The organism is Variovorax sp. UC74_104 (genome assembly GCF_044055375.1).
Lineage (GTDB): Bacteria > Pseudomonadota > Gammaproteobacteria > Burkholderiales > Burkholderiaceae_C > Variovorax.
Genome location: NZ_CP171979.1, coordinates 158,671 through 180,090, shown reverse-complemented (window position 1 = coordinate 180,090; position 21,420 = coordinate 158,671). Strand labels below are relative to the sequence as shown.

Sequence of the window (21,420 nt, the reverse complement as noted above, 5' to 3'; positions counted from 1 at the left end):
GAGCGATTGCGGTCACCGCCGGCCCGCCCTGCTCGCGTGCTAGCTCTTCCTGGCCCAGGCGCTGCACCAGCCCTTCGCATTCACCTGTTTTCCGGCAAACAACGCGCAGTTTCCCTGCGCGTCCGCCGGCCTGGATTGCCAGAGTGCGCAGCCGTTGCACAGCTGTGCGTTCTCGTGCTTCGGGTACTTCTTTGCATCGGCCCTGGTCGAGTCGGCGACATAGCCGAGGGCCGCAGCCTGCGGATCCTTTTCATCGAGCACGGCCTGCGCGAAGGAACTGGAAACGCAAGCGGCAGCGCCGGAGGCGGCAAGGGTCAGCATGAAGATGCGACGGTTGGATTTCATCGTGGGTCTTTCATTGTTTGCGAGGTGGAGACCGAACTCCGGGGCGCCGCATCGCGCTCACTCAGACCCGCCAGCACGAGGACGACGGTGGCAAGAAGCGTCGCGATGCAGAAGCCAAGAACTTGCAAGACCGCGTTCGATGTGATGTTCATGGAAGCCTCGTGGAGATGGTTGGGACGGCCCGAAGTCATTCTTGAACGATCGGCTGCCCGCGCCCTTGCGCAATATCAATTGCGCAAGATCCGCATGAACCAGGTGCCGCGTCGACAGGCCCAACTTCGTACAACAACTGCCCGTGAATGCCGGCCAGCGAAAGCGACTGCGTCAGCACCGCGACGAGGCTGGGCGCGCAGAGCTTGGGCAATTGCTCGAAGCAGGCCCAGCGGAACCCGTCCATCTCGGGCCGCCGTCGTCCATGCCGGTCGGCATAGAAGCTGGAGCACACACAGGTCTTCGGCTCGAAGTGCCGCACCAGCACCGCGAAGAGCCGGAGCTTCTTGCCCTTGCGATACGGAAACAAACCGAGTTCCCTCAACTGCCCCGGCGACAGCACAAGACCGCATTCCTCGGCGGCCTCTCGAACCGCTGCCTGTGCGGCCTGCTCCAGCCCTTCCATCGCGCCCTTGGGGATGTCCCAGTAGCGGCTGTCGCTTGCGTGGCAGAGCAGCAGCTGCCCTGCCGTATCGAACACCAGGACGCCGCAACTGGTCGACTCGTTCATCATCACGGCAGCCTCAAGGAGTCGGCACGGCTTCATCGCCTGCGCGCCGAGCAACCGGGGCACGCGGCGCACTGCGCGGGAGAATCGGCACGTAGCTTCGAGCCGAACCGCGCATGACCAGCAGCGCCACGGTGTCGCTCTCCCGCACGGAGCGGGTCGCCACGTCGAAGTCCGCCAGGCTGGCCACTTCCACGTCGTTGACCGCGATCAGCATGTCGCCATATCGCAGCCCCGCCAGCTGGGCCGAGCCCGAGACCGACTGCACGTAGATTCCCGGAGAAGGCAGGCTGATGCCCAGCACCCCCTTGCGTTCCGCGAGTTCCAGTCCGAAGCGCGTTTCCTGCGCGGCGGAACGCCCGGCCGGCCTGGGCGAGACATCGGGTGGGTTCTCGGCCACGTCCACCTGCACCATCAGCGGCGCCCTGTGACGCCAGACCTTCAGCGTGATGCGGTTGCCCTTGTGCGCTGCCGCCACGTGGTTCTGTATGTCGGCGTAGCCCATTGGGACGTCGGCCCCGACGGCCAGCACCACGTCGCCGCTGCGAAGCCCCGCCTCCGCGGCCGGGCTGCCCGGGTCGACTCGTACAACCAACGCTCCCTGGGTGGAAGCAAGGCCGAAAGCCGGTGCCAGCTCTGGAGTCAGAGGCTGGGTACGGGCGCCAATGTGTCCCCGCCTCACCTGCCCGGTCGCGCGAAGTTCGTTGGCGACACGCATCACCGTATCGATGGGCAGGCTGAACGACATGCCGAAATACCCTCCGCCAGGGGAGTAGATCATCGAGTTCATGCCCACCACTTCGCCCCGTTCGTCGAAAAGCGGCCCGCCCGAGTTGCCCGGATTGAGTGCCACATCGCTCTGGATCAACGGTACTCCGCTTCCCCCGGGTATGTAGCGTGGATTGGCGCTCACCACGCCGGCCGTCACGCTGCGCTCGAAGCCGAACGGTGCCCCCATCGCGGCCACCCGCTCGCCGGGACACAGTTCGCTGCCGCGGCCCAGGACGACGACCGGCAGGCCGGAAGCAGGGACTTTCAGCAAGGCGACATCGCTGACGCGATCGACCCCCACCAACTCGCCGTCGAAGCGACGCTGGTCGGCGGTGACGACGGAGATGGCCTGGGCGCCGGCCACGGCGTGCGCACTGGTCAGGATGTATCCGTCGCTGCCGATGATGAATCCCGACGCGAAGCCCCGCCCCCAACCTCTTTCCCACGGCATGGAAGGCCGCATCTCACCGGCAACCGGCCGCTCGTTACCGTTCTCCGTGACCATGATGCTCACCACCGCCGGCGACTGCCGCGCCGCGGCCGCCGCGAAATCGGCGGCCTGCGGCGCGGTCTGCACCCGCTCCAGGCATGACCGCGCCTGCGACCACGCCCCCGTTCCGCTGGCGAGGGCAAACGCGCCGAGGACGGCTGCGATCGCACTCCGCGTGACGGCGGCTTTCATCAGCGCACCAGCAAAGCCGGCACGGAGCACGCCGCCAGCACCTTGGTGGCGACCGATCCCAGCACCAGGCTTGCCAGGGCGCCCTGGCCTCTCGATCCCATGATGACGAGATCAAACTGCCCCTTCTGCGCGAGCGAGGCGATTTCCTCCGCCGGGTGTCCTACCCGGTGCTCGAAGTGCGCCTGGATGCCGTTGCGCGCCAGCAGCTCGCGCACCGGCTCCAGCACCATCCGTGCATCGTCTTCGTAGTAGCCATGCACGACCTCCGGTCCCGCGAAGGCCGCGGCGCGGTGCGGCACAGGCAGCACCGCGTGGAAGACCGTGAAGGCGTGGCCCGCGTTTGACCATGCCTTGTGCGTGGTCAGGTAGGTCAGCATGCGGTCGGTGTAGTCGCTGCCGTCGACGGCGAGCAGGATCTTCATGATGGGTTCCTTCGGCGGGACGTTCCCCCCGTGCCCCGATGCTCGCCCCGACCTCCGTCCCCGCCCTTGATGCAGCGCAAGGCCGCGCCGGACTAGAGGGCCGGCCCCAGCCCGATGGGCGCCGGAACGACGTTGACGATGCGCGTGAAGAGCGCGCTGTACTCGAGGTCCGGCACATGCCCGGTCATCGGATCGCGGTTCTGCGCGAAGGCCTCGTCCAGGTCGCACCAGTCGTCTTCCGTCAGCACGCGCTCGGCCAGCGGCAGGATCTCCCGCTCCTCCTGCGCCATGTGGTCCAGGTAGAAGTCGACGTACTCCTCCACCGTGCGCTCGAAGTCCTCGCGCCTCGATTCGCCGAGCATCTCGAACGCGAGCAGCGCGTGTTCCACGTTGCGGATCCTGCGCTCGCCTTTGGCATGGTCGCCGTCGAGCTTGTCGAGCAGGTCGCGCGAGATCGGCGTCCTGGCGCGCAGCTTCGGAAACAGCAACTCCGTTTCCTTGCGGTGATGGCGCTTCTCGGGGAACTCGTCCACGTAGAAGAGCATGGCCCTGAGCGTCGCGAAGTCGGGCAGCGTGCCTTTCCTGCGGTGCTGCTCGAGCAGCATGACGATGGAGCGCAGCATGGCGGCGAGCGCCGCATGCTCCTGGCGGATGATGCGTATGGTGGCGTGGGGCATGAGGGTCTTCCTGTGCATGCACCGAGGGTCGCTCTTTCATGGCGCGCGGCCTTGTTCCAGATCAAATCCAAGTCAGCCACGGCTTGCGGGTTTGATCGATGTCAAGCCGCGCGCGCCGGCCCTCCGGATACTGGAGCGATCCAATCAACAGACCGGAGTCGTGCCATGTACCAGCGAATTCTTGTGCCCATCGACGGCAGTTCCACGTCCGCGCGCGGCCTGGCCGAGGCCATCGAGCTCGCGAAGCTCACGGGCGGATGCCTGCGGGTGGCGCATGTCATCGACGAACTGTCGTTCGCCCTCACGATGGACGCCTATGCGGGCTACGTCGGCGACTGGCTCGAGGAACTGCGCGGCAACGCCAGGAAATTGCTCGAGGACGCGTGCGCCAGGGCTGCGGCCGAAGGCGTGGAAGCCGACATCGTGCTGCTCGACAGCTTCAAGGGCACCGTGCACGACCAGCTCATTGCCGCAGCGCAGGCCTGGAAGGCTGAGCTGATCGTCATCGGCACCCACGGCCGCAGGGGTATCGGCCGTTGGGTCATGGGCAGCAGCGCGGAGCACATCCTGCGCATGTCGCCCGTGCCGGTGCTGCTGGTGCGCGCGCCCGAGGGCGCGAAGACGGAACATGAGCGCTTCACCCTGCCGAGCGGGGAACTGGCCAGCCAGTGAGCGAGGGGGCTGTCCGCCGGGGGGATGCCGAAGCACTGAAACCGCGAGATGGCGCCGCCGGCCCCGGCGCGGCTCAATGCGCGACAAGAACCGGCACTGTCATCTGCGCGAGGATCTGCTGCGTCACGCCCCCCAGTATCTTTTCGCGCAGGCGCGAATGGCCGTAGCCGCCCATCACCAGAAGCGCGGCGCCCAGCTCGGCGACCCTCGACAGCAGCGCATCGGCGATGCCGGTCTCCGTCACTTCCGACTCTGCGCGCGCCTGCACGCCGTGGCGCAGCAGGAACTGGATCACCTCGGGCAGCAGCAGCCGCTGCGCGTCTTCCTCGTCGCGCGCATGGCGCAGCGACAGGAGCGTGACTCGTGCGCCGCGCAGCGCCGGCAATGCCGCGCGCAGGGCCACGGCCGCCTCGCGCGAGCCGTCCCAGGCCACGACGACACTCTTCGGCACGCCGGAGAACTCGCCCGCCGACGGAACGACCAGCACCGGCCTGCCCACTTCCATCAGCACCTGCTCGGCAAGACCATGCACCGTGGTGTCTCCACGGTTCGAATCGTCGCTCTGGCCAAGCACCACCAGGTCGCTCGCATGCCCGTAGCGAACCACGGCGTCCACCGTGAGGCCGTCGACCAGCTGCACCTCGTACGACAGCGGCCCGGACGCGGCAATGCCCTGCCTGAACTCCCGCGCGATGCCCTCGGCGCGCCGTCGCAGGTAGTCGGCGGACTCGGCGATGTAGTCGGTCATGCCGGTGGCGATGGCACTGGCGGGAATCACGCCGTCGTGGAGGCCGGTGGGTATCAACCCGGTCAGGTGGCTCTCGTGCGAGCGCGCCCACCGTGCCGCCAACGCAGCGCGCTCGGGGCAGCGGGTCGATGGGTCCAGGTGGACGAGGATGGTTCTGAAGTTCATGAATGCCTCGCTGAGCGGCGCGCCGCATCCGGCGCGAAAGGAAGATGTGGGTTGGACCGGGTGCTCTCTCGCCTAGCCATCCAGCGGCACGCCACCGCCGAACCGGCAGATCCATTGGTCCATGAGCTCGCGCTGGGCGGCTGCCGTTGCGCGCTGCCAGGCCGCGAACATTTCCCACTGCGCTCGTTGCGCGAGCAGAACGCTGCGGCCGACGGCGATCTGCCAGTCCATCGCCGCCTGGAGGTAGCGCGCGCCCAGGGGCGCCGGCGCCGGTGCCGTCGGGGTTCCGGAGAAGCTGTCCTTGGCCATGCGAGATGTCTCCTTGGGTCGGGTATCCGCGAGGGGTATTCCTGCACTCTTCATTCGCATCTCCTCGGCATGGCCTCGCTCAGGCGTAGGAACGCAGGCGGCGCGAAAAGTCGGCCAGGGGCGCGATGCCGCTCGCCTCCGCGCGCTGGCACCAGTCCTGCAGCTGCCTGGCGAGTTGGTCACCGGTGGCTGCGGAACGGCTCCACAAGGCGGTGAGCTCCGCGCGCATCGCGTACATCGTGGCCAGCGCCTGCGATGCATTCAAGGCCTGCACCACCTGCCCGTAGCGGGACGGACCGAGCAGCGCCTGGTCCTTGCCAAGCCACGGCTTCACCGCCTTCAGCGCACGCGCGGCTTCCGGCGACATGCGGCGCAGGCGGCCGAGTTCGGCCACGCAGGCCTTCTTCAGCGAACGCGTGTAGTTCGACAGAACGTCGTAGTGGCAGCGGATGACGGCCTGCACCATCGCGAGGTCGACGTTCGCCTTCGGCGCGACCAGGCGCGGCACGGGCGCCACATGCTTCACCCTGGCGAGCCCGAAGGCCTGCAGCACGCGGATGTAGAGCCAGCCGATGTCGAACTCGAACCACCTGTTCGAGAGCTTGGCCGAGGCGGGAAAGGCATGGTGGTTGTTGTGCAGCTCCTCGCCGCCGATCAGGATGCCCACCGGGAAGATGTTCGTGCTGGCGTCGCGCGCGGGCCAGTTGCGGTAGCCCCAGTAATGGCCGATGCCGTTGACGACGCCGGCCGCCCAGAACGGAATCCATGCGATCTGCACGAGCAGTACCAGCCCGCCCGGCACCACGCCGAAGAGCGCCATGTCCACGAGGCCCATCAGCACGATGCCGAGGATCTTGTGCTTCGAATAGAGCCTGCGCTCGAGCCAGTCGTCGGGCGTGCCGTGGCCGTAGCGCTCCAGCGTCTCGGCCTGCCTCGCCTCGCGGATGTAAAGGAGCACGCCTCCCCACAGCACGCGGTTGAGCCCGTGCACCTGGGGGCTGTGCGGGTCTTCCGGGGTTTCGCATTTCGCGTGGTGCTTGCGGTGGACGGCGGCCCATTCCCGCGTGACCATGCCGGTGGTCAGCCACAGCCAGAAGCGGAAGAAATGGCTCGCCGCCGGATGCAGCTCGAGCGCGCGGTGCGCCTGGTAGCGGTGCAGGAAGATGGTGACCGAAGCGATCGTGACATGCGTGAGCGCCAGCGCGGCCAGCGCCGTGCCCCACCATGGAAGATCGAGCGCGCCGGAATGAAGCAATGAGTGCATGGATACCTCGTGAACTGTGCGCGCGATTCTGCGCAGCGCGCCCGGCAACGGCCTTGATGCACGTCAACATGCCGCGCTCACTCCTGCGCCATGGCCTGGCACCCTGCCCTCCACCGCGCTTCCAGGGGGGTGCCGCGGCGCAGCGTGCGTGCTACGCTCCCGTTGATACAGGGTGCCCACGACACCCGCATTCCATTTCCTTCCCGCCATCGCATGAAACAAGCCTCCCACATTGCGGTGCTCGACGACGAGGTTGACATCACGCTGCTGCTGGCCAACTACCTCCAGAGCCACGGTTTCCGCGTCACCCAGGTACACGACGGACGAGCGCTCATGTCGCTGATGGGCTCCGACCCGGCGGATCTCGTGCTGCTCGACCTGGGCCTGCCCGGCGAGGACGGCTTCTCCATCGCACGCCGGCTGCGCGAGAGCTTCCGCTGCGGCCTCGTCATCGTCACGGGCAGGGGCGATGCGGTGGACAAGGTCGTGGGCCTCGAGGTGGGCGCCGACGACTACGTGACCAAGCCCTTCGACCTGCGCGAACTGGTGGCCCGCGTGAAGGCGGTCCTGCGGCGGATCGCGCCCGAAGTGCCCGCCTCCGCCGCCACGGGCGCCGCGAGCTCGTCCGGCAGGCTGCGCTTCGCCGGCTGGCAGCTCGACACGGCCGCGCGCAGCCTCAGGAATCCGCAAGGCGAGGAGGTGGCCCTGACCGGCGGCGAGTTCGACCTGCTGCAGGCCTTTGCCCGCCATCCGGGGCGCGTGCTCTCGCGCGACTTCCTGCTCGAGCAGACGCGCGGGCGCGAGGCGGCGCCCTTCGATCGCACGATCGACGTGCAGGTCGGCCGCCTGCGCAGGAAGATCGAGGCGGATGCGGAAGACCCGCAGCTCATCAAGTCGGTACGGGGCGCGGGCTACATCCTGGTGCCGCCGGTCTCCCATGGCTGAAGCCACCGGCAAGCCCCAGGATGCCGCCGCCGGCGCGCCCCCGCCGGGGGCGGCGACAGGCTTCGAGGGCTTCGACGAAGGCAGCGTGTTCCGCTCGCTCTTCGTCGCCTACCCCGATTCGCTGCTGGTGGTGGACCGCTCCGGCCGCATCATGCTGGCCAATCCCTCGGCGGCCGCGCTGCTGGGCTACGCGGTGGACGAGCTGGTGGGCCTGGATGTCGACGTGCTGGTGCCCGACAGCATCCGCCCGCGCCACGCCTCGTACCGCGAGGCTTACGGGCATGCTCCCCCGCTCCCGCCCAATGGGCACCCACATGGAGCTCGTGGCCAAGCGCAAGGACGGCAGCGAGGTCATGGTCGAGATCGCGCTCAGCCCGCTGCAGAGCCACGGCCTGCCGTTCGTGGTGGCCGCCATCCGGGACATTGGCGCCTACCCGCGCGTGAAGCAGGCGCTGCAGCGGGCGCGCTACAGCGAGCACCTGGCGCAGCTGGGCCGTCTGGCGGTCGACACGCGCGACCTGCAGGTGGTGCTGGAGCACGTGCCGGCCATCATCACCACCGCGCTGCAGGCCGAGGTCGCGATGGTGTGGCTGCTCGACGGCGCCCGCCTCGAGTTCCGCGTGGCCAGCGGCGTCGGGCTGGTCGCCGAAGAGGAGATCGGCGCACGCGTCGCCAACCGGCCCGACACGCCGCCGGGTTTCGTGTTCTCCCAGGGCCGGCCGGTCGTGGTCCAGGACTACGCCCGGGAAGACCGCTTCCGCGTACCCCCGGCGTATATCGAGGCCGGCCTGGTCAGCGCGCTCGCCGTGCCGCTGTCCGACCGGGGGCGCGTGATCGGCATGCTGTCGGTTCGCTCGAAGGAGTCCAGGCGCTTCGGCGACGAGGAGGTGCGCTTCCTGGAATCGCTCTCCAGCCTGCTCGCCACCAGCCTGCAGCGCGTGCAGACCGAGGAGGCGCTCAACCATTCGCAGCGGCTCGAAAGCGTCGGCCAGCTCACGGGCGGCATCGCGCACGACTTCAACAACCTCCTGACCGTGATCCAGGGCAATCTCCAGGTGCTCGAGGAACTGCCGGTGCTCGCGCAGGACGCCTATGCGCAGCAGTTGCTGGCGGCCGCGGCTCGCGCCACGCGGCGCGGCGCGGAGCTCACCGGCAAGCTGCTGGCCTTCTCGCGCCGCCAGGTGCTGCAGCCGAGCGCGGTCGACACCCGCGCGCTGCTGCACTCGCTGGCCGACATGCTGCGCCGCACGCTCGACCAGCGCATCCGCATCGAGATCGACACCGCCGCGGGCTGTCCGCCCGTGGTGGCCGACCCGGGGCAGCTGGAGTCGGCGCTGCTCAACATCGCGATCAATGCGCGCGACGCCATGCCCGAGGGCGGCACGCTGCGCTTTCGCACCGAGCCGTGCGGGCCCTTGCCGGCGGCGCTGCGCGGCCAGCGCAACAACGAACCGCAAGGCGATGCATCGGCTGCTCCCGCGCGCTTCGTCGCCATCTCCATCGCCGATAGCGGCACGGGCATGTCCGAGGAAGTGAAAGAACGCGCATTCGAGCCCTTCTTCACCACCAAGGAGGCCGGCCGCGGCACCGGCCTGGGCCTGAGCACGGTGTACGGTTTCGTCAACCAGTCGCGCGGCGCGGTCGCGATCGACAGCAAGGCCGGCCAGGGCACCACGGTGACGCTCTATCTGCCGCAGCAGGAGGAGGCCCGGCCGGCCGTCATGGCGGAAGAGCCGACCGACGAGACCATTCCGGCCGGCCTTCGCGTGATGCTGGTCGAGGACGACGCGGAGGTCCGCAAGGTGGTGCACACCTTCCTGTCCACGCTGGGCTGCGAGGTCTTCACCGCCGCCACGGCCGAGCAGGCGCTGTCCGCGCTCGACGCGGGCGCCGGCCCCTTCGACTTGCTGTTGAGCGACATCGCGCTGGGTGCCGGCATGCGCGGCACCCGGCTGGCCGCCGAGATCCAGCAGCGTCTTCCGCAACTGGCGGTGCTGCTGATGTCGGGCTTTTCGTCGGAACTGCTGGACGCCGACCGCGAGGTGCCGCAGGGCTGGGAACTGCTGCGCAAGCCCTACACGCGCTCCGAACTCGCGCGGGCCATGGCCAGGGTGCTGGCCGGCCGCGCCTGAGCGCGCAGGCGGCGGGCCTTACTGGAGCATGGCCGGCGCGGGCGCGAGGCAGCGCTGCACGAAGGCCGACAGGGCTCCCACGTCGGGGATCTGCACGTCGCGCCGCCCCTTGGTCGCGAATCCGATGACGTTGTCGCGCGCCAGCCGCGACAGCGCGCGGCTCACGCTCTCCAGCGTCATGCCCAGGTAGTTGCCGATCTCGGCGCGGGTCATGCGCAGGGTGATCTCGTCGGTGCGCATGCCGCGCTCGGCGAGCGTTTCCGCCCAGTAGCGCAGAAAGTCGGCCACGCGGGCATCGGCCGGCAGCGTGCAGACTGACATCAGCGAATCGCGGTCGTGCGCGATCTCGCGGCTCATGGCGGCGTGCAGCACCTGCAGCAAGGCCGGTTGCGCGGCGCAGGCCGCCAGCAGGGCTTCGTACGAGACGACCCAGATCTCGCCGGTGTCCATGGCCACCGCATCGCACGAGTAGCGCCCGCTGGCGATGCCGTCGAAGCCGAGCCAGTCGCCGCGAAACTTCAGGCCCACCACCTGCTCGCGTCCGTCGGCCGAGAGATTCACGATCTTGAAGAAGCCGGAGTTCAGGATGTAGAGGTTGCCGAAGCGCTCGCCCGCCTGGTAGATCGTGTCGCCCGTGTGCACGACGCGGCGCTGCGGCCTGAGCCGCTCGCCAAGCAGCTTGAGCGTGTCGGCGGTGCTTTGCCGCCCCATGCAGTCCCGGCCGATGCCGGCCGCAGCCTGGCTGGGCGGGACCGTGGCGTTCTTCGAGGGGATGGCGGCGTTGAGCATCTGCGACTCCTTGGTGGTCTTCTCGTGTCGATGCAGGGATGCTAGGAAGCGTTGGGCAATGCAATGACAACGGCCGGAATCGGCGCGTAACGCTCGGTGAATGCAATGTGTCCGGCGTGTATCAATGGCCGGCGGCGTGCGGCAGGTCACGCTCTCGCGCCCGCGCCTTTGACCTGCATCAAGTCCGGGGGCCCCGGCCGGCTTAGCCTCGGCAGGTCGCACATTGACCATTGCCATGCCTCCTTCCAACAACGCCTGCAGTCCCGAGGCCGAACTCCAGCTCTCCCCGTTGAACGTGGCGAGCCTGCTCGGCCACGCGCGCATCCTCCAGCGCGCGGCGCTGGACGGCACCACGCGCCAGCTGCTGCGCGGCAAGAACCTGGGCTTGCTGTGCGAGGCGCCGGCCGACGAGGCACAGGCGTTGTTCCGCCGGGCCGCCGAGGAACTGGGCGCCCACGTGGCGGTGATGCGCCCGAGCCTCTCCCGCGCGAGCACGCCGCAGGAGGTGCAGCACACGGCGCGCATGCTCGGCCGGCTCTACGAAGCCGTGGAGTGCCAGGGCCTCGACCCCGTGCTGGTGCGGCACATTGCCCTGCATGCGGGAATCCCGGTCTTCGACGGGGCCGCAACGCGGGGCCATCCGGCCGACCGGCTCGCGGAACTGCTCGGGAACGCGATGCCGCTGGCCGACAACCGGCGCTTCGTGCTCCAGGCGATGTTGCTGGACGCGATCGCCTGAGCCCGGCGGGCGCATGCCGCGCCGCTTCAATGTGGTGGCGAGAGATCTGCCCTTGGGTGCCTCTCGATGCGACGCGGCCCGTTCAACGGCACCAGGCGTCGATCTGCCTGGCGATATCCGCCCACAGGGCATGCACCGCCACGCCCGCCAGCAGCATGCCGGCCACCCGGGTGCCCCAGCCCTGGCGCGTGCCGTTGCCGGCCAGGCGCAGGCGCTGCCAGAGCCATGGCCCGGCGATCAGCGAAACGCCGCTGCCTATGGCGAACAGCGCCATCAGCGCCGCCCCCTGCAGCGGCCCGTTGCCCAGCCCCGCCAGCATCAGCGCCGATAGAGCAGCCCGCAAGGCAGCGCCACCCACAGCAGTCCGGTAGCGAACACGCCCAGCCAGGTGCTGCCCGCATGGGGACGAAGACGCGCTTCGAGCGAACGGCCGATGCGCTGCGCCCACAGCGGCTGCCGCCCGGTGGCGGCCAGCATCGCGCCCCAGGTGAACACGAAGACGTGCAGCAGCACCCACAGAGGCCGCAGCGCGGCGACATGGATGCTCGCCAGCGCCAGGCTGTCGACGCTGGCTGCGGCGATGGCGCCCGCGACCGAATAACTCGCGATGCGCCCCAGATGGAACGCGCCGGGCGCCGCGAATGCCGCCGCCGCGCCATGCCCCGCCGGCGCGAGCGGCACGATCCGGATCACCGCCGACGAAGCCGCGCCGCACATCGCGACGCAGTGCGGCCCTCCCGCGAGGCCCATGAGCAGCGCGGCTGCGGCAAGCGCGAGCTGCATGCTCAGACCACGCGGGAAAAGCGCGTGCGGTTCGCTCGGCAGTAACGGTCGAACACCATGGCGACCGCGCGCACCAGGAACCAGCCCTGCTGCGTGACGACGAGGTCGTGGTCGCTCAGCCGCACCAGGCCGTTGGCGGCCAGCGGCCCGAGCGCCGCGAACTCGACGGCGAAGTAGCGCCGGAAATCGATGGCGAACGACTCTCCCATGGCGTCGAAGTCGATCCGGCCGCGGCACATCAGCGCCATGATCACCTCGCGCCGCAGCAGGTCGTCGCGTGAGAGCGCGAGGCCCCGCACCACAGGCAGGCGGCCCTGGTCCAGGAGATCGCGGTACTCGTCCAGGGTCTTGGCGTTCTGGCTGTAGGTGGCGCCGACACGACCGATGCCCGAGACGCCGAGCGCAATCAGGTCGCCCTCGGGCCGTGTGCCGTAGCCCTGGAAGTCGCGGTGCAGCCGCCCTTCCTTCTTCGCGACGGCAAGCGGATCGTCGGGCAGCGCGAAGTGGTCCATGCCGATGTAGACATAGCCCGCCTCGGTGAGCCGCGCTATCGCGCTTGCGAGCATGCGCACCCGCGCGGCGGCGTCCGGCAGCTCCGAGGCGGAAATGCGCCGCTGCGGCTTGAAGCGCTCTGGCAGGTGTGCATAGGCATAGAGCGCGATGCGGTCGGGCCGCAGCTCGCGGACCTGCGCCAGTGTCCGCTCGAACGAGGCATCGTCCTGGCGCGGCAGGCCGTAGATCAGGTCGACGTTGATCGACTCGAAGCCGAGCTCGCGCGCCGCAGCCATCAACGAGAACACCTGGCGCGCCGGCTGGATGCGGTGCACGGCCTGCTGCACCGCGGGGTCGAAGTCCTGCACGCCGAAGCTCAGGCGGTTGAAGCCCAGCACGGCAAGGTTCGAGAGCCGGCGCGCGTCCACCGTGCGCGGATCGATCTCGATGGAGCGTTCGCCGCCGGGCACGAAGGCGAAGGAACGGTGCAGCAGCGCCATCAGCTCGCCGAGCTCCGAGTCGTCCAGGAAGGTGGGCGAGCCTCCGCCGAGGTGCAGGTTGCAGACCGTGGCGCCCCGGCCCAGCTGCGCGGCCTGCAGTTCGGCCTCGCGCGCCAGGTCGTTCAGGTACTGGCGGCCGCGCTCATGGTGCCTGGTGACGATCTTGTTGCACGCGCAGTAGTAGCACAGCGATTCGCAGAACGGGATGTGGACGTACAGCGACAGCGGCGGCGCCAGCGCGCCAGCCTCGCGCCGGCGGCGCAGCGCCTGCGCGTACTCGTCGGCGCCGAAGGCCTCCACGAAGCGGTCCGCCGTGGGGTAAGAGGTGTAGCGCGGTCCGGGAACGTCGAACTGGCGCAGCAGGTCGACGGGCAGCGGCACGGGTCCGGTGTCGACAGTGGCAACGGTGGTTGCGGCGGCCACGGGAAGAGGAGCTGAAGCGGCGGGAGTCATTGCAGGGGCGTCCCCAGGGAAGCTTTGGAGCCTTCCGGCGCAAGCGGGCCGGCGAGCAGCGTCGTGCAGGCGCTCGACGCCGCCGCCATGAGCCAGAAGACGAAGAAGGCGCCGGTGTAGATGCCCTGCCGCGACATGCGCAGCGCGTCGGCGCCGCAGAAGGTGTTGACGGGATCGATGAGCGCGAACACCAGCACCTCCATGCCGCAGGCCACCAGGAAGGAGGGCCAGAGGACGGCCGCGAGCTGGCGAAAGCCGTTCATGGCGCCGCCTTCCGCACCGGCGGCGGCACGTCTTCCGCCGGCGTGGTCGCATGGTTGCGTCCGGCCAGCGCGGGCATGAGCCTCTTCGCGGCCAGCGTCCTGTTGATCTCGACGCCCTCGCGGTAGTAGTCCTCGGACACCAGCGCGTCCGGGCTGCGCCATGCGAGCCAGAAGGTCACGCAGCTCGCGACCATCACGGCCAGCGGGCCGCCGATCACCATCCACAGCAGCGGATGGCGCCACCAGGGCTTGTCCACCAGCGCGTCCATCGATGAATCCGTCACTGCTGCGTTCATTTGCGACCTTTCAGCGCGGCACCAGGAAGGCCGCTTTCTCGGAAACCTGCGCTGCGCCGCCCTCCTCGCGGATGCGGAAATGCACCTCGTGGGAACCGGGAGACACGGCGCCGTACGGCACCTGCAGCCGTACCGCGACCCAGCGCGACTGGGCCGCATCGACACTTACCGGTTCGTCCGGCGACACGCTCAGCCCTTCCAGGCCGACGGCCGCGATGCGGTAGCGCTGCGGCTGCTCGGTGGCGTTCATGATCTGCAGCCGGTAGACGTTCTCCAGCCGCCCGCCCTCGGCGATGCGCGCCAGCGAGGCGCGGTCCCGCACCACGTCGACCTTGAACGGCGTGCGAACGACGAGGCTCGCGAGCAGCCCGGCCACCAGCACCGCCAGGATCGCCGTGTAGACCAGCACCCGCGGCCTCAGCACGCGCCGCAGCAGCTGCCGGCGCGACCAGCCGGCTTCCATGCCGTTCTGCGTGTCGTAGCGGATCAACCCCGGCGCGTAGGCCATCTTCTCCATCACGGTGCCGCACGCATCCACGCAGAGACCGCAGCCGATGCACTCGTACTGCAGGCCCTGGCGGATGTCGATGCCCGTGGGACACACCTGCACGCACAGGCCGCAGTCGATGCAGTCGCCCAGCGCCAGCGTGCGCGGGTCGGGCCCCTTGCGGCGCGGCGCGCGCGGTTCGCCGCGCTTTGGGTCATAGCTCACGATCAGCGTGTCGCGGTCGAACATGGCGCTCTGGAAGCGCGCGTAGGGGCACATGTACTTGCAGACCTGCTCGCGCATGAAGCCCGCGTTGCCGTAGGTCGCGAAGCCGTAGAAGAACACCCAGAAGACCTCCCACGAACCCATCTGCGTCTGCAGGAAGGCCATGCCGAGCTCGCGGATGGGCGTGAAGTAGCCCACGAAGGTGAAGCCGGTCCACATCGCGATGCCGATCCAGACGATGTGCTTGAACCACTTCTTCACCAGCTTCTCGAGCGACATCGGCTCGGCGTCCAGCCGCATGCGCGCGACGCGGTTGCCTTCGATCTTCTGCTCCACCCACATGAAGATCTCGGTGTAGACCGTCTGCGGGCAGGCATAGCCGCACCACAGCCGCCCCGCCGCCGCGGTGAAGAGGAAGAGCGAGAGCGCGCTGATGACCAGCAGGCCCGAGAGATAGATCAGGTCCTGCGGATAGAGCACCAGCCCGAAGATATAGAAGCGCCGCGCCGCGAGGTCGAACAGCACCATCTGGCGCCCGCCCCACTCCACCCAGGGCATGCCATAGAACACGAACTGCGTGAGAAAGACCAGCGCCCAGCGCCAGCGCGCGAACACGCCGCGCACGGTGCGGGGATAGATCTTCTTCGAGGCCTCGTACAGGCCGACCTCCTCGCCTCCTCCCGGGGCGGCGTTTGCGATGGGAATGATCCTGCGGGTCATGGCGGTTCGCCGGCTTCAGGGCGTGGCCGCGGGCGCATTATTGGAGAGCCCCCAGACGTAGGACGCGACCATCCGGATCTGCGCCTCGGTGAGGCGGCCTTCCTGCGCGGGCATCTCGTTGTGCTTGCCCGAGTTGATCATCTGGACGATGGCGGCCTCGCCGTAGCCGTGCAGCCAGATCCTGTCGCTGAGGTTGGGCGCGCCCAGCGCCTGGTTGCCGACACCGCCGATGCCGTGGCAGGCGGCGCAGGCCGTGAACTTCGACTTCCCGAGGCCGGCGCGCACCGAATCGTGCGGCTCGCCGGACAAGCTCAGCACGTAGTTGGCGACGTTCTTCACGTCGTCGGGGGAGCCTACTGCAGCCGCCATGGGCGGCATCACGCCCACGCGCCCCTTGGTGATGGTCTCGATGATCTTCTCGGGCGTGCCGCCGTGCAGCCAGTCCTTGTCGGTCAGGTTGGGAAAGCCCTTGCTGCCGCGCGCATCGGAGCCGTGGCACTGGGCGCAGTTGCCCATGAAGAGCCGTTCGCCGATGGCCTTGGCCTGCGGGTCCCTGGAGATGTCCTCGACCGGCATGGCGGCGTACTTGGCGTAGACGGGTGCGAGCTCCTGCGTGGCCTTGGCGACTTCCGCGTCGTACTCGCCGCGCGAGGTCCAGTCGGACTGCCCTCGAAAACTTCCTAGCCCCGGAAAGACCGCCAGGTAGCCCAGCCCGAAGACGATGGTCAGCACGAACAGGCCCACCCACCACATCGGCAGCGGGTTGTTGGCCTCGCGCAGGTCCTCGTCCCAGACGTGGCCGGTGGTGTTGTCGGCGCTGGAAGCGACGCGCTTGCGGGCCGTGAGCCACAACAGGATCACGCAGCCGAGGATGCTCAGCAGCGAGACCACGGCCACGTAGCCGGACCAGAAACGGCTGATGAAATCGCTCATCGTGCTTCTCCCTTCAGTCCTGCTCGAAGGGCAGGTGTGCCGCTTCCTGAAAGTGAGGCGCGTTGCGGCGCGAATACGCCCAGATCACGATGCCGATGAAAAGCGCGAAGCACACGACGGTGGCGGCGACGCGCAAGGTGGTGAGGTCGATCATGGTTTGTGTCCTTTGCCGCCGTGCCTACTTCAGCGCCAGGCCCAGCGACTGCAGGTAGGCCACCGTGGCCTCCATCTCGGTCTTGCCGCGGACATCCTCCGTGGCGGCCGCGATCTCGGCGTCCGTGTAGGGCACGCCGACGCGGCGCAGCGCGCGCATGTGGGCCGGCAGCGCCTCGGCATCGACCGGCGTCTTTTCCAGCCAGGTGTAGGCCGGCATGTTCGACTCGGGCACCACGTCGCGCGGGTTGTTCAGGTGGATGCGGTGCCACTCGTCGCTGTACTTGCCGCCCACGCGGTGCAGGTCGGGCCCGGTGCGCTTGCTGCCCCACTGGAACGGGTGGTCGTAGACGAACTCGCCCGCCACCGAGTAGTGGCCGTAGCGCAGCGTCTCCGAGCGGAAGGGCCGGATCATCTGCGAGTGGCAGTTGTAGCAACCCTCGCGCAGGTAGACGTCGCGCCCGGCCAGCTGCAGCGGCGTGAGCGGCTTGACGCCCTGCACCGCCTCGGTGGTCGACTTCTGGAAAAACAGCGGCTCGATCTCGACGAGGCCGCCGACGGCCACCACCACGAGGATCAGCACGATCATCAGCAGGTTGTTGGTCTCGATCTTCTCGTGCGTGAAGCCGCCGGAGCCGGAAGCCGGGCTGGAGTTGTTCTGGTTCATCGTGCGTCCTCAGGCGTGGGCCATGGCAGGGGGCGGGATCTCGGCGCGCACCGCGCGCCCGGAGATGACGGTCATCCAGACGTTCCAGGCCATCAGCAGCATCCCGCTCAGGTAGAGGACGCCGCCGATCACGCGCACCAGGTAGAACGGGAAGGTGGCCTTCACGCTCTCCACGAAGGTGTAGGTGAGCGTGCCGTCGGGGTTGATGGCGCGCCACATCAGGCCCTGCATCACGCCGGCGATCCACATGGCGGCGATGTACAGCACGATGCCGATGGTGGCGATCCAGAAGTGCGCCTCGATGGCCCGCACGCTGTACATGGCGGTGCGGCCGTACATGCGCGGGATCAGGTAGTAGAGCGAGCCCATCGTGATGAAGCCCACCCAGCCGAGCGCGCCGGAGTGCACGTGGCCGACGGTCCAGTCGGTGTAGTGGCTCAGGGCGTTGACGGTCTTGATGGACATCATCGGCCCCTCGAAGGTCGACATGCCGTAGAACGACAGCGCCACGATCAGGAAGCGCAGGATCGGGTCGGTGCGCAGCTTGTGCCAGGCGCCCGAGAGCGTCATCACGCCGTTGATCATGCCGCCCCAGCTCGGCGCCAGCAGGATGAGCGAGAACACCATGCCCAGCGACTGCGTCCAGTCGGGCAGCGCCGTGTAGTGCAGGTGGTGCGGGCCCGCCCACATGTAGGTGAAGATCAGCGCCCAGAAGTGCACGATCGACAGCCGGTACGAATACACCGGCCGGCCCGCCTGCTTGGGGATGTAGTAGTACATCATCCCGAGGAAGCCGGCCGTGAGGAAGAAGCCGACCGCGTTGTGGCCGTACCACCACTGCACCATCGCGTCCTGCACGCCGGCGTAGGCCGAGTAGCTCTTCATCCAGCCTGCCGGGATCTCGGCGCTGTTGACGATGTGCAGCAGCGCCACCGCGATGATGAAGGCGCCGAAGAACCAGTTCGCCACGTAGATGTGGCGCACCTTGCGCATGCCGATGGTGCCGAAGAACACGACGGCGTACGCCACCCAGACCACCGCGATCAGCAGGTCGATGGGCCACTCAAGCTCGGCGTATTCCTTGCCGCTGGTGTAGCCCATCGGCAGGCTGATGGCCGCCGCCACGATCACCGCCTGCCAGCCCCAGAACACGAAGGATGCGAGCCTGGGCGCGAACAGGCGCACCTGGCAGGTGCGCTGGACCACGTGGAAGCTGGTGGCCATCAGCGCGCAGCCGCCGAACGCGAAGATCACCGCGTTCGTGTGCAGCGGCCGCAGGCGCCCATAGCTGAGCCACGGGATGCCGAGGTTGAGCTCGGGCCACGTCAGCTGGGAAGCGATGACCACACCGACCAGCATGCCGACCACACCCCAGACCACGGACATGAGCGCGAATTGCCGCACGACGGTGTCGTCGTATTCCGCGGCGGGTGGGTTCGGTGGTTGCATCGTGGTGCCCTTGATTCAGTTGCGGGCAGTTTCCGTGGGCACCCCGCCCCTCGGGTTGATGCAGATCAATCGCCGTGCAGGATGCGCTCGCCCTCGGCCTCGACGTCCTCGAACTGGCCACGCTCGACGGCCCACCACAGGCCGCCGAGGATCGCGAGGACCAGCGCCACCGACAGCGGAACGAGAAGGAAGAGGATGTCCATCAGTGCGCCTGTCTCGTGCCGGACGCCAGCCGCGCCGCGTTGAGGACCACCACGAGCGAACTCGCGGCCATGCCGAGCCCCGCGAGCCATGCCGGCAGCCAGCCGGCGACGGCCAGCGGCACGCACAGCGCGTTGTAGCCCGCGGCCCACAGGAGGTTCTGGCGCACCACGCGCAGCGTCCTGCGCGCCTGCGCGATGGCCTGCGGGATGGTGGCGAGCCTGTCGCCCAGCACCACGAAGTCGGCATGCGCGCGCGACAGCGGCACGGCGCGGCCGAAGGCGAACGAGGCGTCGGCGCGCGCCAGCGAAGGGCCGTCGTTGAGGCCGTCGCCCACCATCGCGATCCGGCGGCCCTCGGCTTGCAGGCGCCACAGCGCGTCGAGCTTGTCTTCCGGCGTGCAGCCGCCTTGCGCGAAGTCGATGCCGCAGCGCGCGCCGATCTCCCGCGCGGCCGAATCCCGGTCGCCCGACAGCAGCCGCACCGTGAGGCCCTGCTCGCGCAGCGCGGCCACGGCGGCCGCGGCATCGGCACGCAGTTCCTCGGCCAGCACGAAGCTGGCGAGCCATCCCTGCCCGTCGGCGAGGTGGACCTGCGCGGCGTCGACGTCCAGCGCCGCCACGCCGCAGAAAGCCGCGGAGCCGAGGCGCACAGGGCAGCCCGTATCGGCGGCCGCGCGCAAGCGCCGCATGAGGCCCTCGATGCCACGGCCCGCCGTCTCGGCGACCTTGTCGGTTGCCCAGCCGGGCGGGGCACGGAATTGGGCATTCCACGCATTCACCAGCGCCTGCGACACAGGATGCAGCGACTGCGCGCCTAGCGCGGCGGCCATCTCCAGCGCGTCGCCGGGCCGAATGCCCTGGCGGCAGTAGATGCGCTCCAGGCGCGGTATGTCGCCGGTCAGGGTTCCGGTCTTGTCGAACACGACGGTATCGACCGACGCGAGCACTTCCAGGGCCTGGAGGTTGGATGTCATCACCCCGCCGCGCGCCAGCGCACCGGCGCTGGCGAGCATGGCGGCCGGCGTCGCGAGCGAGAGCGCGCATGGGCAGGTCACGATGAGCACCGCCACGGCAACCATCAGCGCCTTGCCAGGATCCGTCGGCCACCAGAACGCCGCCGCCATTGCCGCCGCTGCGAGCACCGCGACGAGGAAAGGCCGCGCCACCCGGTCGGCCAGCAACGCGAGGCGCGGCTTGCGAGAGGCGGCACTCTCCATCAGCCGGACGATTTGCGCGAAGCGCGTGCCCTCGCCCACCGATTCGATCCGCACCCGGACCGGCGCCGAGAGGTTGTGGCTACCGGCCAGCACGCGGTCGCCGCAAGGACGCGGCACAGGCCGGGATTCGCCGGTCAGCAGGGCCTCGTCGGCGCTGGTGCCGCCCTCGATGACGATGCCGTCCGCCGGGAAGGCTTCTCCGGGGCGTACGCGCACCACGTCGCCAGCAGCCAGGCGCCGCACCGCCACCCGACGCCAGCTGCCGTCGGGCGCGAGCCGGTCGATGCCGTCGGGCAGCCGGTTCATCAAGGCGTCGAGGGAGCCGGCGGTGCGCTCGCGCAGGCGCGCCTCGAGCCAGCGGCCCGTGAGCAGGAAGAAGACGAACATCGTCAGCGAGTCGAAGTACACCTCGTGGCCGAGCGGTCCCGTGGCATCGAAGGTGGCGGCAGTGCTGACCGCGAAGGTCGCGAGCACGCCGAAGGCCACCGGCAGGTCCATGCCGATGCGGCCCATGCGCAGGTCGCGCCAGGCGCTGCGAAAGAACGGCCCGCAGGAGAAGAGCACGACGGGCAGCGTCAGCACCCAGGAAGCCCAGCGCAGCAGCTGCGCCGAATCGGCGCCCATGTCGCCGGGACGTGCGACGTAGGCCGGGTAGGCGTACATCATCACCTGCATCATGCAGAAGCCCGAGACCAGCCAGCGCCACAGCGCCAGCCGCGATTCGCGCCGGCGCAATTCACGGGCGGACCGGTCACCGCCGGGAAGCAGCGGATGGCCGGCCTTCGCGCAGGCCTCGAACCAGCGCGAAGGCCGGGTCTGCGCGGGCGACCAGACCACGCGCGCACGCCGGCTGGCCGCGTTGACCTGCGCCTCGATCACGCCCGGCACCTGCCGCAGCGCGGCTTCGACCGTGAAGGCGCAGGCCGCGCAGTGCATGCCCTCGACCACGACCTGCGACTCCCAGCAGCCCGCGCCGGCGGCATCCAGCTCGCGGCCGAAGGCTGGCCATTCGGCCGGATCGTCCAGCAGCTGCCAGGCCTGGTCGCCGTCTGCGGCGGGAAAGTCGGAGATCGCGGCGCGATCGGGGGCGAGCGTGGCATTCATCGGGCGAGCCTAAGAGGCGGGCCGCGCGAGCCGTTTGATCTGAATCAAGCCGTGTATTCCTGGCGCACCTAAGCTCTGCCGCAAACCACGCGGAGCC

26 protein-coding genes and 1 pseudogene are annotated in these 21,420 nt (G+C 69.1%); 5 read left to right on the top strand and 22 right to left on the bottom strand.

What is annotated here, in order from left to right; translation table 11 throughout:
- Positions 1–39 precede the first annotated feature (39 nt).
- The 6 genes from ACHMXA_RS31435 to ACHMXA_RS31410 all read right to left on the bottom strand — a co-directional run bounded on the left by ACHMXA_RS31435 (position 40) and on the right by ACHMXA_RS31410 (position 3,615).
- Positions 40–321, bottom strand: a complete 282-nt coding sequence (locus ACHMXA_RS31435) for a high-potential iron-sulfur protein (protein ID WP_256099056.1) — start codon at positions 319–321, stop codon at positions 40–42.
- Between the two features lie 20 nt (positions 322–341).
- The gene (locus ACHMXA_RS31430) at positions 342–497 is read right to left on the bottom strand and encodes a hypothetical protein (protein ID WP_395322256.1); all 156 of its coding nucleotides are present in this window, start codon (positions 495–497) and stop codon (positions 342–344) included.
- 35 nt (positions 498–532) lie between these two features.
- Positions 533–1,069 carry an NUDIX domain-containing protein gene (locus ACHMXA_RS31425; RefSeq protein WP_395322254.1) on the bottom strand — a complete coding sequence of 179 codons (537 nt, stop codon included), beginning with the start codon at positions 1,067–1,069 and terminating at the stop codon, positions 533–535.
- Positions 1,070–1,079: 10 nt separating this feature from the next.
- Entirely contained in the window at positions 1,080–2,516 is a 1,437-nt protein-coding gene (locus tag ACHMXA_RS31420; RefSeq protein ID WP_395322252.1) for a trypsin-like peptidase domain-containing protein, read from the bottom strand.
- Positions 2,516–2,938, bottom strand: coding sequence for a universal stress protein (locus ACHMXA_RS31415; RefSeq protein WP_395322250.1), 423 nt, complete (start codon positions 2,936–2,938; stop codon positions 2,516–2,518). Before ACHMXA_RS31415 ends, ACHMXA_RS31420 begins: the two co-directional genes overlap by 1 nt.
- Before the next feature lie 92 nt (positions 2,939–3,030).
- The gene (locus tag ACHMXA_RS31410; protein WP_395322248.1) at positions 3,031–3,615 is read right to left on the bottom strand and encodes a hemerythrin domain-containing protein; all 585 of its coding nucleotides are present in this window, start codon (positions 3,613–3,615) and stop codon (positions 3,031–3,033) included.
- A gap of 165 nt (positions 3,616–3,780) precedes the next feature.
- Between ACHMXA_RS31410 and ACHMXA_RS31405 the strand changes: the two genes are divergently transcribed.
- Positions 3,781–4,287 (top strand): universal stress protein, encoded by a 507-nt coding sequence (locus tag ACHMXA_RS31405; protein ID WP_395322246.1) that lies wholly within the window; start codon positions 3,781–3,783, stop codon positions 4,285–4,287.
- Positions 4,288–4,360: 73 nt separating this feature from the next.
- Here ACHMXA_RS31405 and ACHMXA_RS31400 read toward each other — a convergent pair whose 3' ends face one another.
- The 3 genes from ACHMXA_RS31400 to ACHMXA_RS31390 form a co-directional block, all read right to left on the bottom strand.
- Entirely contained in the window at positions 4,361–5,200 is an 840-nt protein-coding gene (locus ACHMXA_RS31400) for a universal stress protein (RefSeq protein WP_395322244.1), read from the bottom strand.
- A gap of 72 nt (positions 5,201–5,272) precedes the next feature.
- A complete protein-coding gene (locus tag ACHMXA_RS31395) occupies positions 5,273–5,509 on the bottom strand; it encodes a hypothetical protein (protein WP_395322242.1) in 237 nt (78 codons plus the stop codon).
- Between the two features lie 79 nt (positions 5,510–5,588).
- A complete protein-coding gene (locus tag ACHMXA_RS31390; RefSeq protein WP_395322240.1) occupies positions 5,589–6,773 on the bottom strand; it encodes a fatty acid desaturase in 1,185 nt (394 codons plus the stop codon).
- A gap of 213 nt (positions 6,774–6,986) precedes the next feature.
- On the opposite strand from ACHMXA_RS31390, the gene ACHMXA_RS31385 reads away from it, so the two are divergent.
- From ACHMXA_RS31385 to ACHMXA_RS31375, 3 genes and pseudogenes are all read left to right on the top strand, one after another.
- A complete protein-coding gene (locus ACHMXA_RS31385) occupies positions 6,987–7,718 on the top strand; it encodes a winged helix-turn-helix domain-containing protein (RefSeq protein WP_395322238.1) in 732 nt (243 codons plus the stop codon).
- Positions 7,642–7,923, top strand: a pseudogene (locus tag ACHMXA_RS31380) (PAS domain-containing protein); the annotation flags it as partial. The gene ACHMXA_RS31385 and the pseudogene ACHMXA_RS31380, both read left to right, overlap by 77 nt.
- 97 nt (positions 7,924–8,020) lie before the next feature.
- Positions 8,021–9,850, top strand: a complete 1,830-nt coding sequence (locus ACHMXA_RS31375) for a GAF domain-containing protein (protein WP_395322236.1) — start codon at positions 8,021–8,023, stop codon at positions 9,848–9,850.
- 18 nt (positions 9,851–9,868) lie between these two features.
- Here ACHMXA_RS31375 and ACHMXA_RS31370 read toward each other — a convergent pair whose 3' ends face one another.
- Positions 9,869–10,639 carry a Crp/Fnr family transcriptional regulator gene (locus tag ACHMXA_RS31370; RefSeq protein WP_395322234.1) on the bottom strand — a complete coding sequence of 257 codons (771 nt, stop codon included), beginning with the start codon at positions 10,637–10,639 and terminating at the stop codon, positions 9,869–9,871.
- 235 nt (positions 10,640–10,874) lie between these two features.
- Between ACHMXA_RS31370 and ACHMXA_RS31365 the strand changes: the two genes are divergently transcribed.
- Positions 10,875–11,378 carry an ornithine carbamoyltransferase gene (locus ACHMXA_RS31365; protein ID WP_176666136.1) on the top strand — a complete coding sequence of 168 codons (504 nt, stop codon included), beginning with the start codon at positions 10,875–10,877 and terminating at the stop codon, positions 11,376–11,378.
- A gap of 82 nt (positions 11,379–11,460) precedes the next feature.
- On the opposite strand, the gene ACHMXA_RS31360 is transcribed toward ACHMXA_RS31365, so the two are convergent.
- The 12 genes from ACHMXA_RS31360 to ACHMXA_RS31305 all read right to left on the bottom strand — a co-directional run bounded on the left by ACHMXA_RS31360 (position 11,461) and on the right by ACHMXA_RS31305 (position 21,323).
- Positions 11,461–11,721: a hypothetical protein gene (locus ACHMXA_RS31360; protein WP_395322232.1), complete on the bottom strand. Its 261-nt coding sequence runs from the start codon at positions 11,719–11,721 to the stop codon at positions 11,461–11,463.
- Positions 11,697–12,161 (bottom strand): sulfite exporter TauE/SafE family protein, encoded by a 465-nt coding sequence (locus tag ACHMXA_RS31355; protein WP_395322230.1) that lies wholly within the window; start codon positions 12,159–12,161, stop codon positions 11,697–11,699. Before ACHMXA_RS31355 ends, ACHMXA_RS31360 begins: the two co-directional genes overlap by 25 nt.
- 2 nt (positions 12,162–12,163) lie before the next feature.
- A complete protein-coding gene (gene hemN / locus ACHMXA_RS31350; RefSeq protein WP_395322228.1) occupies positions 12,164–13,606 on the bottom strand; it encodes an oxygen-independent coproporphyrinogen III oxidase in 1,443 nt (480 codons plus the stop codon).
- Positions 13,603–13,869, bottom strand: a complete 267-nt coding sequence (locus tag ACHMXA_RS31345; protein ID WP_176666139.1) for a hypothetical protein — start codon at positions 13,867–13,869, stop codon at positions 13,603–13,605. Before ACHMXA_RS31345 ends, hemN begins: the two co-directional genes overlap by 4 nt.
- Entirely contained in the window at positions 13,866–14,165 is a 300-nt protein-coding gene (locus tag ACHMXA_RS31340) for a FixH family protein (protein ID WP_395322226.1), read from the bottom strand. The genes ACHMXA_RS31345 and ACHMXA_RS31340 overlap by 4 nt, the downstream gene beginning before the upstream one ends.
- Before the next feature lie 10 nt (positions 14,166–14,175).
- Positions 14,176–15,597, bottom strand: a complete 1,422-nt coding sequence (gene ccoG / locus ACHMXA_RS31335) for a cytochrome c oxidase accessory protein CcoG (RefSeq protein ID WP_395322224.1) — start codon at positions 15,595–15,597, stop codon at positions 14,176–14,178.
- Positions 15,598–15,612: 15 nt separating this feature from the next.
- A complete protein-coding gene (gene ccoP, locus ACHMXA_RS31330) occupies positions 15,613–16,530 on the bottom strand; it encodes a cytochrome-c oxidase, cbb3-type subunit III (RefSeq protein ID WP_395322222.1) in 918 nt (305 codons plus the stop codon).
- A gap of 13 nt (positions 16,531–16,543) precedes the next feature.
- Positions 16,544–16,684 carry a cbb3-type cytochrome oxidase subunit 3 gene (locus ACHMXA_RS31325; RefSeq protein ID WP_395322220.1) on the bottom strand — a complete coding sequence of 47 codons (141 nt, stop codon included), beginning with the start codon at positions 16,682–16,684 and terminating at the stop codon, positions 16,544–16,546.
- A gap of 24 nt (positions 16,685–16,708) precedes the next feature.
- Entirely contained in the window at positions 16,709–17,350 is a 642-nt protein-coding gene (ccoO, locus tag ACHMXA_RS31320; RefSeq protein ID WP_395322218.1) for a cytochrome-c oxidase, cbb3-type subunit II, read from the bottom strand.
- Positions 17,351–17,359: 9 nt separating this feature from the next.
- Entirely contained in the window at positions 17,360–18,799 is a 1,440-nt protein-coding gene (gene ccoN, locus ACHMXA_RS31315) for a cytochrome-c oxidase, cbb3-type subunit I (protein ID WP_395322216.1), read from the bottom strand.
- 65 nt (positions 18,800–18,864) lie between these two features.
- Positions 18,865–19,002, bottom strand: a complete 138-nt coding sequence (ccoS, locus tag ACHMXA_RS31310; protein ID WP_395322214.1) for a cbb3-type cytochrome oxidase assembly protein CcoS — start codon at positions 19,000–19,002, stop codon at positions 18,865–18,867.
- Positions 19,002–21,323, bottom strand: coding sequence for a heavy metal translocating P-type ATPase (locus tag ACHMXA_RS31305; protein ID WP_395322212.1), 2,322 nt, complete (start codon positions 21,321–21,323; stop codon positions 19,002–19,004). The genes ccoS and ACHMXA_RS31305 overlap by 1 nt, the downstream gene beginning before the upstream one ends.
- Between the last annotated feature and the right edge of the window lie 97 nt (positions 21,324–21,420).

Coding starts and splice junctions, on each gene's coding strand:
- ACHMXA_RS31415 (WP_395322250.1), bottom strand. CDS start 2,938: ATGAAGATCCTGCTCGCCGTCGACGGCAGCGACTACACCGACCGCATG.
- ACHMXA_RS31325 (WP_395322220.1), bottom strand. CDS start 16,684: ATGATCGACCTCACCACCTTGCGCGTCGCCGCCACCGTCGTGTGCTTC.
- ACHMXA_RS31340 (WP_395322226.1), bottom strand. CDS start 14,165: ATGAACGCAGCAGTGACGGATTCATCGATGGACGCGCTGGTGGACAAG.
- ACHMXA_RS31420 (WP_395322252.1), bottom strand. CDS start 2,516: ATGAAAGCCGCCGTCACGCGGAGTGCGATCGCAGCCGTCCTCGGCGCG.
- ACHMXA_RS31395 (WP_395322242.1), bottom strand. CDS start 5,509: ATGGCCAAGGACAGCTTCTCCGGAACCCCGACGGCACCGGCGCCGGCG.
- ACHMXA_RS31345 (WP_176666139.1), bottom strand. CDS start 13,869: ATGAACGGCTTTCGCCAGCTCGCGGCCGTCCTCTGGCCCTCCTTCCTG.
- ccoO (WP_395322218.1), bottom strand. CDS start 17,350: ATGAACCAGAACAACTCCAGCCCGGCTTCCGGCTCCGGCGGCTTCACG.
- hemN (WP_395322228.1), bottom strand. CDS start 13,606: ATGACTCCCGCCGCTTCAGCTCCTCTTCCCGTGGCCGCCGCAACCACC.
- ACHMXA_RS31375 (WP_395322236.1), top strand. CDS start 8,021: ATGGGCACCCACATGGAGCTCGTGGCCAAGCGCAAGGACGGCAGCGAG.
- ACHMXA_RS31435 (WP_256099056.1), bottom strand. CDS start 321: ATGCTGACCCTTGCCGCCTCCGGCGCTGCCGCTTGCGTTTCCAGTTCC.
- ACHMXA_RS31305 (WP_395322212.1), bottom strand. CDS start 21,323: ATGAATGCCACGCTCGCCCCCGATCGCGCCGCGATCTCCGACTTTCCC.
- ACHMXA_RS31355 (WP_395322230.1), bottom strand. CDS start 12,161: ATGCAGCTCGCGCTTGCCGCAGCCGCGCTGCTCATGGGCCTCGCGGGA.
- ACHMXA_RS31365 (WP_176666136.1), top strand. CDS start 10,875: ATGCCTCCTTCCAACAACGCCTGCAGTCCCGAGGCCGAACTCCAGCTC.
- ACHMXA_RS31405 (WP_395322246.1), top strand. CDS start 3,781: ATGTACCAGCGAATTCTTGTGCCCATCGACGGCAGTTCCACGTCCGCG.
- ACHMXA_RS31430 (WP_395322256.1), bottom strand. CDS start 497: ATGAACATCACATCGAACGCGGTCTTGCAAGTTCTTGGCTTCTGCATC.
- ACHMXA_RS31370 (WP_395322234.1), bottom strand. CDS start 10,639: ATGCTCAACGCCGCCATCCCCTCGAAGAACGCCACGGTCCCGCCCAGC.
- ccoS (WP_395322214.1), bottom strand. CDS start 19,002: ATGGACATCCTCTTCCTTCTCGTTCCGCTGTCGGTGGCGCTGGTCCTC.
- ACHMXA_RS31400 (WP_395322244.1), bottom strand. CDS start 5,200: ATGAACTTCAGAACCATCCTCGTCCACCTGGACCCATCGACCCGCTGC.
- ccoN (WP_395322216.1), bottom strand. CDS start 18,799: ATGCAACCACCGAACCCACCCGCCGCGGAATACGACGACACCGTCGTG.
- ACHMXA_RS31385 (WP_395322238.1), top strand. CDS start 6,987: ATGAAACAAGCCTCCCACATTGCGGTGCTCGACGACGAGGTTGACATC.
- ACHMXA_RS31410 (WP_395322248.1), bottom strand. CDS start 3,615: ATGCCCCACGCCACCATACGCATCATCCGCCAGGAGCATGCGGCGCTC.
- ccoG (WP_395322224.1), bottom strand. CDS start 15,597: ATGACCCGCAGGATCATTCCCATCGCAAACGCCGCCCCGGGAGGAGGC.
- ccoP (WP_395322222.1), bottom strand. CDS start 16,530: ATGAGCGATTTCATCAGCCGTTTCTGGTCCGGCTACGTGGCCGTGGTC.
- ACHMXA_RS31390 (WP_395322240.1), bottom strand. CDS start 6,773: ATGCACTCATTGCTTCATTCCGGCGCGCTCGATCTTCCATGGTGGGGC.
- ACHMXA_RS31425 (WP_395322254.1), bottom strand. CDS start 1,069: ATGATGAACGAGTCGACCAGTTGCGGCGTCCTGGTGTTCGATACGGCA.